Origin of the sequence: Flavobacterium aestuarii (genome assembly GCF_040049115.1) — a bacterium.
Taxonomy (GTDB): Bacteria; Bacteroidota; Bacteroidia; order Flavobacteriales; family Flavobacteriaceae; genus Flavobacterium; species Flavobacterium aestuarii.
Genome location: NZ_JBDLZZ010000048.1, coordinates 1 through 1,026 on the forward strand (window position 1 = coordinate 1; position 1,026 = coordinate 1,026).

General features: G+C 57.4%; 1 protein-coding gene. It reads right to left on the reverse strand.

The features are described from left to right. Positions 1-76: 76 nt before the first annotated feature. Entirely contained in the window at positions 77-892 is an 816-nt protein-coding gene (gene sul2 / locus ABEG11_RS19005) for a sulfonamide-resistant dihydropteroate synthase Sul2 (RefSeq protein ID WP_001043260.1), read from the reverse strand. Between the last annotated feature and the right edge of the window lie 134 nt (positions 893-1,026).

Below are 1,026 nucleotides of genomic sequence, written 5' to 3' on the forward strand. Positions count from 1 at the left end.
AACGTTCTGCTTTCCCTCGGCTCCCCGGCCACGTGTACCCTTGCCTCGCTCGATTTCCTTACTGGCCACCGAAAAGTTAACGAATTCTTGCGGTTTCTTTCAGCGCCGCCAATACCGCCAGCCCGTCGCGCAAGGGGCGCGGCTCGTGTGTGCGGATGAAGTCAGCTCCACCTGCGGCGGCGGCAAGCTCTGCAGCGAGTGTCGCGGCCCCGACATCCCCCGGACCACGGCCTGTGAGCGCGCGCAGAAAGGATTTGCGCGAAACAGACAGAAGCACCGGCAAATCGAAGCGCAGCCGCAATTCATCGAACCGCGCCAGCACCGAGAGCGAGGTTTCGGGAGCAGCCCCCAGAAAAAACCCCATGCCGGGATCAAGGACAAGGCGGTTGCGTTTGATACCGGCACCCGTCAGCGCCGCGATGCGCGCGTCAAAGAACGCCGCAATGTGATCCATGATGTCGCCAGCGGGTGCCTCGCGCCGATCTGCCTGCCCGTCTTGCACCGAATGCATAACGACGAGTTTGGCAGATGATTTCGCCAATTGCGGATAGAACGCAGCGTCTGGAAAACCGCGAATATCATTGAGATAGGCCACACCACGCGACAAGGCATAGGCTTGCGTCGCGGGTTGATAACTGTCGAGCGAGACGGGAATGCCATCTGCCTTGAGCGCGTCCAGCACCGGCGCGATACGCGCGATTTCTGTGTCGGACGAAACAGGCGCGGCGTCGGGATTGCTGGATGCCGGACCGAGGTCGATCACATCTGCCCCCTCGGCCATCAGCTTACGCGCCTGCGCAATGGCTGCGTCTGGCGCCAGATACCGGCCTCCATCGGAGAAACTGTCCGAGGTTATGTTGACGATGCCGAAAATGATGAGCGATTTATTCATGGGGGCTTCTATAATAATACCTAAAATCCGCAGGTAGTTAATTAGGATGTTTAAAGATTCTGATTATCCGTTTATGCACCTGTTATATTCGCAATTACTAGTCTGTCAAAGAGTTTGTCTCCAAAATACCGTCT